The organism is Streptacidiphilus sp. MAP12-33 (assembly GCF_041261265.1).
GTDB lineage: Bacteria > Actinomycetota > Actinomycetes > Streptomycetales > Streptomycetaceae > Streptacidiphilus.
On sequence record NZ_JBGCCA010000040.1, the window covers coordinates 1 to 12,020 of the forward strand.

General features: G+C 73.2%; 13 protein-coding genes. 5 read left to right on the top strand and 8 right to left on the bottom strand.

Translation table 11 applies throughout. The features are described from left to right. Window positions 1-231 precede the first annotated feature (231 nt). Window positions 232-1,521 (bottom strand): aldolase, encoded by a 1,290-nt coding sequence (locus ABH931_RS32265; protein WP_370121276.1) that lies wholly within the window; start codon window positions 1,519-1,521, stop codon window positions 232-234. Between the two features lie 155 nt (window positions 1,522-1,676). Here ABH931_RS32265 and ABH931_RS32270 point away from each other — a divergent pair, with 155 nt between their 5' ends. Further along, entirely contained in the window at window positions 1,677-3,002 is a 1,326-nt protein-coding gene (locus ABH931_RS32270) for an MFS transporter (RefSeq protein WP_370121279.1), read from the top strand. A 25-nt stretch (window positions 3,003-3,027) separates the two neighbouring features. Here the strand turns inward: ABH931_RS32270 and ABH931_RS32275 are convergent, their stop codons facing one another. Then, entirely contained in the window at window positions 3,028-3,450 is a 423-nt protein-coding gene (locus tag ABH931_RS32275; protein ID WP_370121282.1) for a DUF3052 domain-containing protein, read from the bottom strand. Window positions 3,451-3,491: 41 nt separating this feature from the next. After that, a complete protein-coding gene (locus ABH931_RS32280; RefSeq protein ID WP_370121285.1) occupies window positions 3,492-4,367 on the bottom strand; it encodes an alpha/beta fold hydrolase in 876 nt (291 codons plus the stop codon). A 60-nt stretch (window positions 4,368-4,427) separates the two neighbouring features. Between ABH931_RS32280 and cpt the strand changes: the two genes are divergently transcribed. Both cpt and ABH931_RS32290 read left to right on the top strand, forming a co-directional pair. Further along, window positions 4,428-4,967, top strand: coding sequence for a chloramphenicol phosphotransferase CPT (gene cpt, locus ABH931_RS32285; protein ID WP_370121288.1), 540 nt, complete (start codon window positions 4,428-4,430; stop codon window positions 4,965-4,967). Window positions 4,968-5,018: 51 nt separating this feature from the next. Continuing rightward, entirely contained in the window at window positions 5,019-5,936 is a 918-nt protein-coding gene (locus tag ABH931_RS32290) for a hypothetical protein (protein WP_370121291.1), read from the top strand. Window positions 5,937-6,022: 86 nt separating this feature from the next. Here the strand turns inward: ABH931_RS32290 and ABH931_RS32295 are convergent, their stop codons facing one another. The 5 genes from ABH931_RS32295 to ABH931_RS32315 form a co-directional block, all read right to left on the bottom strand. Next, window positions 6,023-6,226 (bottom strand): cold-shock protein, encoded by a 204-nt coding sequence (locus ABH931_RS32295; RefSeq protein ID WP_370121294.1) that lies wholly within the window; start codon window positions 6,224-6,226, stop codon window positions 6,023-6,025. Window positions 6,227-6,398: 172 nt separating this feature from the next. Then, complete coding sequence (locus ABH931_RS32300; RefSeq protein WP_370121516.1) at window positions 6,399-7,097, bottom strand: 2,3-bisphosphoglycerate-dependent phosphoglycerate mutase; 699 nt, start codon at window positions 7,095-7,097, stop codon at window positions 6,399-6,401. 2 nt (window positions 7,098-7,099) lie between these two features. Beyond that, window positions 7,100-7,348, bottom strand: a complete 249-nt coding sequence (locus ABH931_RS32305; protein WP_370121297.1) for a hypothetical protein — start codon at window positions 7,346-7,348, stop codon at window positions 7,100-7,102. 97 nt (window positions 7,349-7,445) lie between these two features. Beyond that, window positions 7,446-8,252, bottom strand: a complete 807-nt coding sequence (locus ABH931_RS32310; RefSeq protein ID WP_370121300.1) for a nucleotidyltransferase domain-containing protein — start codon at window positions 8,250-8,252, stop codon at window positions 7,446-7,448. After that, the gene (locus ABH931_RS32315) at window positions 8,237-8,998 is read right to left on the bottom strand and encodes an NAD-dependent deacetylase (protein ID WP_370121303.1); all 762 of its coding nucleotides are present in this window, start codon (window positions 8,996-8,998) and stop codon (window positions 8,237-8,239) included. The genes ABH931_RS32310 and ABH931_RS32315 overlap by 16 nt, the downstream gene beginning before the upstream one ends. 130 nt (window positions 8,999-9,128) lie before the next feature. Between ABH931_RS32315 and ABH931_RS32320 the strand changes: the two genes are divergently transcribed. Beyond that, window positions 9,129-10,130 (top strand): M24 family metallopeptidase, encoded by a 1,002-nt coding sequence (locus ABH931_RS32320; protein WP_370121306.1) that lies wholly within the window; start codon window positions 9,129-9,131, stop codon window positions 10,128-10,130. Next, a complete protein-coding gene (locus ABH931_RS32325; protein WP_370121309.1) occupies window positions 10,127-11,947 on the top strand; it encodes an SDR family oxidoreductase in 1,821 nt (606 codons plus the stop codon). Before ABH931_RS32320 ends, ABH931_RS32325 begins: the two co-directional genes overlap by 4 nt. Window positions 11,948-12,020: the final 73 nt, after the last annotated feature.

The following is a 12,020-nucleotide window of genomic DNA, read 5'->3' on the forward strand; positions in this document are numbered from 1 at the left end:
TAACTGGCGTTGACTTTTGGCACGCTGTTGAGTTCTCAAGGAACGGTCGCTTCCTTTGCTTCCCTTTCGGGCCGCTCCGGGCGCTTCCTTCGTTTCCCACTCTATCAGAGCTTTTCAGCTCCGATTTCCAGTGGATTTCGTCTTCCCGTCACCATCCCCTTGCGGGGTGGTCTCCGAGGCAACTCGATCGACTGTACGCGAGTGTCGCCCCGGATCCAAATCGGCCGCCCGTCAGCGTCCCGCGAGCGTGTCGAGGGCGCGACGGTCGAGGCCCGCGGCCTTTTCGACCTCCGCGGCGTCCACGGCGCCGCAGTCCAGGCCGCGGAGCAGGTAGCCGCTGAGGGCCTTGGCGGTGGCCGGCTCGTCCATCACGTCACCACCGGCGCGCGCGACGTACGCGGCAAGGCGGGCCGCGGCGGCGTCCATGCCCTCGCGGTAGAAGGAGTAGACCGCCGCATAGCGGGTGGGCAGGTGGCCGGGGTGCATGTCCCAGCCCTGGTAGTAGGCGCGCTCGAGCGAGCGGCGGACCAGTCGGTGGTGGAGCTGCCAGGCGGCGTGGACCTGCTCGGTCGGGCCGGTCGGGATGACGTTGGTCGACCCGTCGGAGAGGCGGACGCCCGTTCCGGCCGCGGCAACCTGCATGACGGCCTTGGCGTGGTCCGCGACCGGGTGCTCCATGCTCTGGTAGGCCGCGCTGACGCCGCAGGACGCGCTGTAGTCGAAGGTGCCGTAGTGGAGGCTGGTGGCGCGGCCCTCCGCCGCCTCGATCATCCGGGACACGGTCGCGCGGCCGTCCGCGCCGAGGATGGCCTGGGTGGTCTCGATCTGGATCTCGAAGCCGATCCGCCCGCTCGGGAGGCCGGCCGCGTGCTCGAAGCCCGCCACGAGCTTTGCCATCGCGGCGACCTGCTCGGGATAGGTCACCTTGGGGAGGGTGAGGACGAGCCCCTCCGGCAGGGCGCCCTTCCCGGCGTCGAGGAGGCCGGTGAGGAAGAGGTCCAGGGTGCGGATCCCGCGTGCGCGCACGGGCGACTCCATGCACTTCATGCGGATACCGATGAACGGCGGCGCGCTGCCGTCGGCGACGGCCTCGGCGACGAGGCGCGCGGCGCGCTCGGCGGCGGCGTCCTCCTCGCTGTCGGGCCGGGGGCCGTAACCGTCCTCGAAGTCGATGCGGAGGTCCTCGATGGGCTCGCGCTCCAGCTTGGCGCGGACGCGGTCGTGGACGTCGGCCGCGAGACCAGCGTCTGTCTGGCCGAGGACGGCCGCGAGGGCGGACGCGTCGGGCGCGTGCCGGTCGAGGAGGTCGAGGGCCTGGCGGCCCCAGTCGCGGACGAGCTCGCCAACGCCGCGCTCGGTCCCGCCGTCCACGAGGGCGTCGGCGGGGACGTAGACGGTGTGCACCGGCTGCCGGGTGCCGGGATCGCCCGGGTACCGTGCGGCGAGATCGGCGTCGACTCCGGCGAGGTCGGCTTCGATGCCCTCCCGCAGTGTGCTGGAGAACGTGGTTCGCGCGGCCATAACTTCCCCTTCGCCCCGACCTCGGGTCCTGTATCAACAGTTTGTTGACGTGACGCTATCGACGCTCCCCACCTCCGTCAACAGTTTGTTGCACAGCCGGCCCCCGCCGACGAAAAGCCGTTGCTGTGCGATCGCCCACACGGTAGGGATGCCCAGTGCCAACAGCCCTCGCCCCTTTTCGCCATCGCCCGTTCCGCCTGCTCGTCGCGGGCCGCGCCGCCAACATGCTGGGAAACGGCGTCGCCCCGATCGCCCTCGCCTTCGCCGTCCTGGAGATCACCGGCTCGGTGACGCAGCTGGGGCTCGTGGTCGCGGTGCGGACACTCTTCAACGTCGTCTTCCTGCTCTTCGGCGGCGTCGTGGCCGACCGCCTGCCGCGCGGCCTGGTGCTGGTCGGATCGAGCGTGCTGAGCGCGCTCAGCCAGGGGACGGTGGCCACGCTCGTCCTGACCCACCAGGCGACCGTCACGCGCCTGCTCGTGCTCTCCGCGCTGAACGGGAGTTTCGCCGCCTTCGCCCTGCCCGCCTCGTCCGCACTGTTGCCTCAGACCATCCCCGCCGAGGAGCGGCTGAGCGCGAACGCGCTGAACCGGATGTTCGCCAACGGGGCGATGATCGGCGGGGCGGCCGTGGGCGGGATCGTGGTCAGCGGGCTCGGCGCCGGATGGGGGCTCGCCATCGACGCGACCACCTTCGCGGCCGCTGCCCTGCTGTTCTCCCTCGTGCGCGTCGCCGCCCCCGCGCGCGCCCATGGGCCTGCCGGAGCGCCGCGGCCCGGCGTGTTGCGCGAACTGCACGAGGGCTGGCGCGAGTTCGTGCTGCGGCGCTGGGTCTGGGTGATCGTGCTCGGCTTCGGCTTCCTCAATGCCGCGTACAGCGGTGTCATCCAGGTGCTGGGCCCGTCGATCGCCAAGACGTCCTTCGGGAGCGGCGGGTGGGGACTGATCCTGTCCTGCCAGACGATCGGGATGGTGGCCGGCGGGGTGATCGGCCTCCGCTTCCGGGCGCGGCACCTGCTGCTGGTCGGCACCTCCTGCATGGTGGCCGAGGCGCTGCTGCCCACCGGGCTGGCGCTGGGGTTGCCGGTTCCAGTGCTGGCTGTGAGCAACGTGCTGGCGGGCGTCTGCGTCGAGCAGTTCGGCATCGCCTGGGAGACCTCGCTCCAGCAGGAGATCCCGGAGGAGCGCCTGGCCCGGGTCTACTCCTACGACGCGCTCGGCTCCTACGCGATCATCCCTGTCGCCCAGGCCGCGGTGGGTCCGCTCAGTGCGGCGGTGGGCGTGCGCGCGACACTGCTCGTCGCGGCCGCGGTGATCCTGCTCGGCACGTTCGCCATGGTGGCCGTCCCTGAGGTGCGCGCGCTGCGCGTGCGGACGACCCACGCGGACCCGGACCCGAACACCGACATCGACACCGACACCGACACCGACACGAGCGTGCCCGGCCCCGAGCCGTTCTCGACGAGTGAACCGGCAGTCTGAGGCCGCCACGGCCGACGCCGCCCGGTCACCGCGTCGGACGGTTCTCCTTGCGCCAGACGAAGGCGAGGCCGGACCAGTCCTCCCCCACCGCCGCGACCTTCACGTCCACCACCCCCAGCGGCAGCATCACTGCGCGCAGCTCGGTGTCGGTGATGTCGCTGGTGTGACCGGCCGCGCGGCGCGGCCACAGCAACCACAGGCAGGATGCGGGCCGCAGCGCGGCGACCAGACCGGCCGCGTCGTCGCGCACGTCGGCCGCCGCACGGTAGAAGGCGAGGACGACGTCCGCCTCCTCGGGGCGGGCGTCGGGGCGCGCGTCGAGGCGCACACCGTCGGGGAGGTCGGGCACCGGCCAGTCGGCGGGCACGTGGCGCAGCGCGACGACGTGGCCGGGCTTGATCCGCAGCTTCTTGGCCAGCGGGGTGCCCGAGTAACCGGCTTCCGTCATGCGTCCGATCCTCGCACCTTCCGCAGCGGCACGCCCGGGCCTTACGACCGCAGGTGGGCCAGCACCTCCCCGGTGAACGCCTTCGGCTCCTCGTGCCAGAGGCGGTGCCCGGCGTCCGGCAGGACGACGAGGCGGCTGCCCGGGTGCAGTTCGGCGGCCTGCCGGGCCGGTGCGGTGCCGATGATGCCGTCGCCACCACCCGCGAGGACCAATGGGCGGGCGCCGCAAGCGGCGAGGCGCGCGAGGCGGGCGTCACGCTCGTCCGGTGCCGGGGCGCCGGAGTAGAAGACGTCGCGGTACCAGTCGGGCGCGCCCCGCATCGGTTCGCGGTAGAGCGCGAGGTACTCCTCCCGCCAGCGCCCCCACACGAACGGGACCGTGCGCAGCGTCAACTCCCCGACCCGTTCCGGGTCGACGCCCCCGGCCGCGAGCTCCTCCTGCGCGGCGACGGCCGCCGGGTACCAGGGCTCGTCGACGTGGCGGGAGCGGATCTCGGCGACCTCCGCCTCGTCGGCCTCGCGTGCGAGGACGCCGACCGGCGTCACCAGGATCAGCCGGCGCACGCGGCCGGGGTGTGCGGCGGTGTACTCCTGGGCGGTCAGGCACGCGGCGGAGTGGGCGAGCAGGTCGAGGCGCTCCAGGCCGAGGTGGCGTCGCAACGCCTCCAGGTCGTGGGCCTGGGCGGTGTAGCGGCAGCGGGACCGGTCCTCAGGGACCGGCGAGCGGCCGGTCGCCCGCTGGTCGACGAGGACGAGCGAGCGGTGCTCGTCGAGGCCGCCCAGACCGCCGAGGTACCGCACGTCGGCACCGGGGCCGCCGGGCAGGCAGACGAGCGGCTCCCCCGATCCACGCCGCAGGTACCCGAGTTCGGCGCCGTCGTCGGCGGTGTAGCGATGTTCGGTGATGGTGGTCGACACCCGGGCATCCTCACACGCGCGGGGGCCGGGGCGCGGAGTTTTTCGATCTAGGGTGAGCCGGTGGCTACTCAGGTGATCGTGCTCAACGGTGGTTCCAGCTCGGGCAAGTCGACGCTGGTCCGCGCCCTCCAGATCGTCCTGCCGGAGCCGTGGCTCGCGGTCGCGGTCGACGCGTTCGTGGAGATGCTGCCGCCGTCGCTGCTGGCATCCGAGACGGGGTTCACGGTGGCGGCGGACGGCACGGTCGCCGTCGGGGCGGAGTTCCGCGCGCTGGAGGCGGCGTGGCGGACGGGCGTGGCGGCGATGGTGCGTGCGGGCGCGCGCGTGGTCGTCGACGACGTGTTCCTCGGCGGAGCGGCCTCGCAGGAGCGCTGGCGGGCGGCGCTGACCGGGCTGAACGTGCTCTGGGTCGGCGTGCGGTGCGACGGTGTGGTCGCGGCGGAGCGGGAGGCCGCACGGGGCGACCGGGCGCAGGGGATGGCGGCGTCACAGGCGGATGCCGTCCACGAGGGCGTCGTCTACGACCTGGAGGTTGACACGTCGCGCGCGGAACCGGCGGCGTGTGCGCGGACCGTGGCCGCGCACGTCGGGCGCCGCTGACACGGGTGGTCCCCCGGGCGCACTGTCGGACCGGTGTGTCAGAGTCTCCACGTGCTGGAGGTCGTGGTGAAGACGGAGAAGCGGGGGCGGCTGGTCCGCGTGTCCGCTGAGGGTTTGGCAGACCTGGTGCGGCGTATCGGGGGTGACGGCGACCGGTTCCTGGTGGTCCATCCGATCCCCGACCTGCCGGACGTGTTCGTGCAGGTCTGGCACGAGGCCGGGGGCGACTACACGCTGGAGCACCGGGACGGTTCCGTCGACCGGCACTTCCTGGCGAAGCCGGACGGAGCCGAGGCGGTGATCTCGGCCATGACGGGCTGGGCGCGCCGGGAGGCGGGGTGGGACGCCGGGCTCGACTGGGCGCCACTGGACCTCGGCCCGGTCACCGAGGTGCCGCCGCTGGACCTCGGTGAGGGCGAGCGCGAGGAGTTGGAACAGCAGGTCCGCGAGGTCCTGGTCGGCGGTTACAGCAACCGGGCGCGCCTGACCGAGCTCGCCGAGGACTACCTGGTCACCAAGGAGCGGCGGCCGGTCTCGCCCGCGCAGGCGAGGGCGCTGGCCGACCGACTGTGGCTGGAGCGCGTCGCGGAGCAGGCCACCTGGCAGGGCGAGACGGACCCCGAGCGATTGACGCGCGCGTTCGCCGCGCTGGAGGCGTCCGGCATCACCGCGCGGGAGAACTTCACCTGTTGCCGCTCGTGCGGGCAGTCCGAGATCGGCGCCGAGGCGGGTCCGGACGCCCGGGGCTTCGTCTACTTCCATTCCCAGAGCACCGGCTCGGCGGCCTGCGGCCGTGGCCTGACGCTCCACTACGGCGGGTTCGACAACTCGTCGGAGACCACGACCGCGATCGGCCACGAGATCGTCTCCGCTCTGACGGCCGTCGGCCTCCCCACGGAGTGGAACCACGACCCGGGCCGGGCCATCACGGTCACTCCCCTGGAATGGCGCCGCCGCCTCATCGGCTAGCGCCGTGCCCCGACCAAGGGCGACTCACAACGCCGAAGGCCCCGGCCGCCCTTAGCGGGCGGCCGGGGCCTTCAGTCGTGCTGCTGTCAGCCGCGGACGATGTTCGCGGCCTGCGGGCCCTTCTGGCCCTGCTCGATGTCGAACGTCACGGTCTCGCCCTCGACGAGCTCGCGGTAGCCGTTGGACTGGATCGCGGAGTAGTGCGCGAAGACGTCCGGGCCGCCGCCGGCCTGCTCGATGAAGCCGAAGCCCTTCTCGGCGTTGAACCACTTCACGGTACCGGTGGCCATACTGATTCCCCCATTCGGGACAAGAGGGGCAAAGTCAACTCCGCCCCCGGGTTGGTCGCGTCCACGAACGGCAGGTGCAGCGGTACAGCGGACAGCGAAGACGTGATCACGTTACCCGTCGGCCCCGGGGTTGCAAACGTCCCCCCGGCAGTCCGCCGCCGGGCAAATGCTCCTAACCAGACAAGTCGGCCGGGCTCAGGCATGAGGCCGGCCGAAAGCCGCGCGCAGCGAGCTCGAACCGAACCACCGCGCCGTTCGCGGCACGCATGGTGAACGCCTCCGCCGGTGTGCTTCCTTCGAGGATGACGCGCAAGGCCCTGAGGGTCGTGCCGTGTGTGAAGGCGACGACGTTGAGGCCGGCGGAAAGTTGGGTCCGGATCTCCTCCAGCCAGGGCCGGACCCGCTCCACGACATCCTGCAGTGACTCACCGACCGGGAGTTCGTCGCCGAGTTCGGGGTGCCTCGCGTGATGTCCGAGCTGGCGAGGATCGTCTCCGGTGATGGTCGGTGGACGGACATCCCATCCCCAGCGCCACTGTTCGACCTGGTCCGGGCCATGCGTCGCGGCGGCCTCGGCATGGCTGCCGCCTTCCAGATCACCGACGTGGCGCTCGTTGAGCCGCCAGTCGCGGATCTCTGCCGGCCGCGCCCCCGGGAGTTGGCGGAGTGCGAAAGCAGCGGTGTCGATGGAACGTTGCAACGTCGAGGTGTGGACGAGGTGCCACGGGACCCCGCTGCGTGCCAGTGTGAGCCCCGCGGCGCGGGCGTCCTCCTCCCCCTTGAGGGTCATGGGTTCATCGGCCCAGCCGGTGAAGCGGCCGGTCCGGTTCCAGGCCGTCTCACCGTGTCTGATCAACGCCAGGTACGTCATGGTCACTCGCTCACGGTCAAGGTCGCACAGTCGGCGACACCGAGTTCGGACAGCACCGCCCGGAGCCGCTCCGGGGCCGCGGTCGTGTCCGAGTCCTCCGCGATGCCGATTTCGAGGTCGAGGTGGCAACGGCCCATACCGCTGCCCGCGCCGGTGACCTCTCCGTCGGACCCGAACGCGGCCTCCTCCAGAGCCGCTTCGACCTCGGAACGATCGATCGGCAGGCCGACGAACACGATCTCGACGAACACGGCTGTACTCCCTCTCGACCTCTCGCCCCGGGGAACCCTAACGGTCCGAACGACCGAGGCCTGCTCGGGCGACCCCGGAGGTGGGGCCGGTGCGGTGTCATGAGTCGGGGCGGCCCAGGGTGTAGCCCGCCCAGAGGGGGCCGCCCGCGAGGGAGAGGGCCTGTTCGACCGCGGCGACGAGGCGCTGCGTGCCGTCCGGCGCGTCCGTCGCGACGGCGGTGACGGCGGACGTGAGGGCGTGGTGGAGGGCGGGGTCGGCGGCGCCGAGGCGGCGGGAGAGCCACTTGCCGCCGCCGAGCCAGCGGCCCTCCGCACGCAGGGCCAACTCGGATGCCTTGTGCAACAGTTGCGTCGCGAGGTAGAGGCGCTCCGCCAGGTCCGCAGCGCCGCGCAGGTCGTCAAGGGCGTCGGTGATCTCGTAGCGGCGACGGTCGAGTTCCGCCGTGGTGGCCGAGGGCGGGCCCGCCGCGAGGCGTTGGCGGGCGAGGGACTGGAGTGTCGCGCCGAGGCCGTCGACGTCGGCCAGCAGCAGCCCCTGCGCGCACATGTGCAGTAGTGGGGAGCGGCCGTCGGCCAACTCCTGGTCGGCGAAGCGGTGCCAGTCGGCCTCGGTCTGGACGAACAACTCGACCGGCCAGCCGTCGTGCCGCAGGTTCTCCCGGAACGGCGCGGGCGGGCCGGCGAGCAGGACCACGATGTCCAGGTCCGAGGTGGGCGTGCGGTGCCGGGTGAGCACGCTGCCCGCGACGAACGCCGCCCGCAGCCCGGGGAAGCCCCGCTGCTCGACGAAGCGCCGCGCCGCCGCCACCGGGTCGGGAAGGTCCGCCATCGCGGGCGCGGGGTCCGCCATCGCGGACGTGGGGTCCGCCGGCTCGGGCGCGGGCACGCTCACTCGCCCGGCCACGTCGTGCCCGCCTCCGCCGCGAGGCGGCGGAGCAGGGCGGGGACGCTGGTACCGATCGGCTCGCGGACGAGCTCGGCCGCGACGTCGTCGTAGGGCGTCGGGTCGGCGTTGACGATCACGACGCGGGCGCCGCCCGCGAGGGCGATGTCGACGAGGCCGGCGGCCGGGTGCACCTGGAGGGTGGTGCCGACGGCGAGCAGGACGTCGCAGGCAGCGGCGATGGCGCGGGCCTGCCCGAGTACCTCCGGGTCCAGGTGCTCGCCGAAGAAGACGGTGGCGGGCTTGAGCACGCCCGCGCACGCCGTGCAGGCCGGATCGGCCTCGCCCGCGCGGACGCGGTCGAGGGCCTCGGCGAGCGCGCCGCGCGCGTGGCAGCGCACGCACTCGGTGCGGCGCGCGGTGCCGTGCAGTTCCAGGACCTTGCGCGGGCTGACCCCGCCGAGCTGGTGCAGGCCGTCGACGTTCTGGGTGAGCACGCGCAGCGGGAGGCCGCTGCGCTCGTAGGCGGCGAAGGCGCGGTGGGCCACGTTCGGCCGCACGTCCAGGACGCCGGTCTCCAGGCGCATCCGCCAGGAGCGGGCCCGCACCTCGGGGTCGGCGAGGTAGCTGTCGATGGTGACCAGGCGCTCGTTGTCCGGGTCGTCGCGCCACAGACCCTGCGGGCCCCGGTAGTCGCGCAGGCCGGAGTCGGTGGACACGCCGGCGCCGGTCAGGGCCGCGACGAGAGGACGGGCGGTCTCGGTCATGGCACGAACCTAGCGAGCGGGCGGGCCCGCGGGCGACCGGGTTTTCGCGCCGGTGACGGCCGCCCCGCGCCCCGGAAAACTCCGCGCGGACACCTGTTGCGCGGACCTGACTCGGCAGTATGTTGACACTATGTCTAATAAGCAGCCGGCCTGGGCGCCGGAGGACCTGGACCGTTTCCGCGCCGTCCAGCAGCTCGCCTACCGCTGCGCGGAGGCCGTCGCTGCGACGCTGGAGGCGGGCGTCACCGAGAAGCAGGCCGCCCAGCGGATGCGGCACTGGCTCATGGACAACGGCGCGGACGACTGGTTCCACGTGCCGTTCGCCTGGTTCGGCGACCGCACGACGTTCCACCGCTTCCGCACGCCGCTGCAGTTCTTCCCGACCGACAAGCGCCTGGAGGAGGGGATGCCGTTCATCCTCGACTGCGCGCCCGTCGCGGACGGCTACACGGCCGACATCGGCTACGCCGGCAGCCTCGGCGGCAACGCCGTCCAGCAGCAGATCCTCGCCGACCTGCAGGAGTACCGCGCGCTGATCCTGGCCGAGGTGCGCGAGCGCAAGCCGCTCAACGAGATCTACCGCTCGGTCGACGCGCTCATCGCCAAGCACGGCTACGACAACCGGCACCGGGTCTACCCGGGCCGGGTCCTCGCGCACCAGGTCACCCGGCTCAAGGCGCGCGGGCCGCGCACGGTCGTGGCCGGGTTCGGGGTGCGCAGCCTGCAGACGCTCGGGCGCGAGCTGGTCGCCGAGCGGATCGTGGGCCGGTCCCCGCTCTGGGCCGACGGCAAGTCCTCCGGCCACGCGCCGACCCCCGGTCTGTGGGCCGTCGAGCCGCACCTCGGCCTGCGCCGGATCGGCGCCAAGTTCGAGGAGCTGCTCGTCGTCACCGAGGACGACGCCTACTGGCTCGACGACGACCTCCCGCACGTCCGCGCCTGGGCCGCCGCCATGCCGTCCGACGCCCGGCCCGAGCCCGAGACGGAGCCCGAGACCGAGCCGGAGACGGAGACCGAGCCCGAGCCGGAGACGGAGACCGAGCCCGAGGCCGCCGCCGCGGGCAGGACCGCCACCCGGACCCGCGCCAAGAACCGGAACGAGAAGAGCGAGAACGAGGAGACCGCCGCGTGAAGGGCACGAGCGAGCAGCAGTCCTACGTCACCGCGCCGGACGGTGTGCGGCTGGCGGTCTTCGAGTGGGGCGACCGCTCGGCCGACACCACGATCGTCCTGGTCCACGGCTACCCCGACACCCACGCGGTGTGGCGGCCCATCGCCGAGCAGCTGGCCGAGCGGCACCACGTCGTGGCCTACGACGTGCGCGGCGCCGGGCAGTCGGACGCGCCGCGCGCGATCCGCTCCTACACCCTCGCCACGCTGGAGGCGGACCTCGGCGCCGTGCTGCAGGAGGTGAGCCCGGACCGGCCGGTTCACCTGGTCGGGCACGACTGGGGGTCGATCCAGTCCTGGGAGTCCGTGACGGGCACCGCGCTCGCGAGCCGGATCGCCTCCTTCACCTCGATCTCCGGCCCGTGCCTGGACCACGTCGGCCAGTGGTTCCGCAGCAGGCTGCGCAGGCCCAGCCCCCGCGCGCTGGGCCAGCTCGCCTGGCAGGGCGTGCACTCGTGGTACATCGGTTACTTCCACCTGCCGCTGCTGCCCCCGCTGCTGTGGCGCACGGCGATGGTCAAGGCGTGGCCCGCGCTGCTGCACGCGATCGAGGGCGTGCCGCACGGCAGCGGCGCGCCGAGCTTCCCGACCGACGCCGTGCGCGGGCTCGCGCTCTACCGCGCCAACATGATCCCCCGGCTGACCCGGCCCCGGCAGCGGCCGACCGACATCCCGGTCCAGGTCGTGCTGCCGCAGAAGGACCTCTACGTCACGCCGGCGATGGCCGGGCAGGCGCCGCAGCCGTTCGTCGGACGGCTCTGGCGGCGCCCGCTGCGCGCCGGGCACTGGGCGCCGCTGACGCACGAGAGCGTGCTGGCGGGCTGGATCGAGGAGTTCGTCGACCACATCGAGGGCGGCCCGGCCGGGCCGGAACTGGAGCGCGCGTCGGTCCGCCAGGAGGGGACCGCCCAGGACGTGACCGCCCGGGACGTGACCACCCCCGCGAAGGACCGCTCCCCGCACGCCGGGCGGACGGTCGTGGTGACGGGCGCGGGCAGCGGCATCGGCCGCGCGACCGCGCTGGCCTTCGCCGAGGCGGGCGCGAGCGTCGTGGCCGCCGATCTGAACCCCGCGTCGGCCGCGCGCACCGCGCAGCTCGCGGCGCTGCTGGGTGCGCCGCGCACCGGCTCCTACGCCGTGGACGTCTCCGACCCGGCGGCGATGGAGACGTTCGCCAAGACCGTCCAGGCGGAGCACGGCGTGCCGGACGTCGTGGTCAACAACGCCGGCATCGGGCTGGGCGGCGCGTTCCTGGACACGCAGACCTCCGACTGGGACGCGGTGCTCGGGGTCAACCTGATGGGCGTCGTCCACGGCTGCCGGCTCTTCGGCGCGATGATGAAGGAGCGCGGCGCGGGCGGACACATCGTCAACATCGCCTCCGCCGCCGCCTACCTGCCCTCGCGCACCCTCTCCGCCTACGCCACCAGCAAGGCGGCCGTGCTGATGCTCACCGAGTGCCTGCGCGCGGAGCTCGCCGACGAGGGCATCGGCGTCAGCGCGGTCTGCCCCGGCTTCGTCAACACCGCCATCGCCAAGGCCACCCGCTACGTGGGCGTCAGCGCGAGCGAACAGGAGACGCTGCGCGGCAAGGCGGACCGCCTCTACCGGCTGCGGAACCTGCCACCGGAGCGGGTCGCGGAGGCGGTGCTGCGCGCGGTGGCGGAGAACCGGGCCGTCGTGCCGGTCGCCGCCGAGGCCCGGATCGGACGGGCGCTCAGCCGCCTCTCCCCCGGCACGCTGCGCTTCGTCGCCCGCCGTGACCTGACCCCGCGCTGACCCGCGCCGAGCCCGCGCCGACCGCGCGCCGAGCGCGCGCCGAGCCGGAACCGGCCCTTCCCCCGACCCGCAC

Bases quoted from the DNA above. Each gene is read 5' to 3' on its own strand.
- ABH931_RS32295 (WP_370121294.1), bottom strand. From the start codon at position 6,226: ATGGCCACCGGTACCGTGAAGTGGTTCAACGCCGAGAAGGGCTTCGGC.
- ABH931_RS32300 (WP_370121516.1), bottom strand. From the start codon at position 7,097: ATGACGTACCTGGCGTTGATCAGACACGGTGAGACGGCCTGGAACCGG.
- ABH931_RS32265 (WP_370121276.1), bottom strand. From the start codon at position 1,521: ATGGCCGCGCGAACCACGTTCTCCAGCACACTGCGGGAGGGCATCGAA.
- ABH931_RS32320 (WP_370121306.1), top strand. From the start codon at position 9,129: ATGTCTAATAAGCAGCCGGCCTGGGCGCCGGAGGACCTGGACCGTTTC.
- ABH931_RS32275 (WP_370121282.1), bottom strand. From the start codon at position 3,450: ATGACGGAAGCCGGTTACTCGGGCACCCCGCTGGCCAAGAAGCTGCGG.
- ABH931_RS32315 (WP_370121303.1), bottom strand. From the start codon at position 8,998: ATGACCGAGACCGCCCGTCCTCTCGTCGCGGCCCTGACCGGCGCCGGC.